The organism is Moraxella sp. VT-16-12 (assembly GCF_002224245.2).
GTDB lineage: Bacteria > Pseudomonadota > Gammaproteobacteria > Pseudomonadales > Moraxellaceae > Moraxella.
In genome coordinates, this window is sequence record NZ_NKHK02000043.1 from 1 (window position 1) to 416 (window position 416).

General features: G+C 46.2%; 1 protein-coding gene. It reads right to left on the reverse strand.

The window, feature by feature from the left end; translation table 11 throughout:
- A partial coding sequence (locus CEW93_RS10675; RefSeq protein WP_146416677.1) for a hypothetical protein occupies positions 1 to 416 on the reverse strand: 416 nt, incomplete at both ends.

Consider the following 416-nt stretch of genomic DNA (forward strand, 5'->3'; position numbering starts at 1 on the left):
CCCAATTCACGAATGCTAGACGTATGACCGCTCACGGTTTGGGTTAAATTGGCGATTTCTTGTGTCTTTGCATTGTTGGCAGACTGTAAAGCACTAATATCACGGATAGCACTGCTAATGCGGTTTCGTTCAGTGGCGATATTGGTAACTGCCGTTTGTAGTGTGTTTTGAGCAGTCTGCAAATGATGCTCAGCGGTAGCAATCTTGTTATTTAGCGTGGGCAGTTGTCCGTTGATAGTACTGATGGCACTTTGTAGGGTTGGAATTTGCCCTTTAATGCCGTTTAGTCCGCTTTCAAGCCCACCGATTTTTGCAATTGGCGTGCGTAAAGATTGGTCAAGATGACTTTGGCTGATTTGTCCTTGAATTAAATCCAGCACCTTGTCTGCTTGTGCTTCGCTGGTCCCACGCACCCA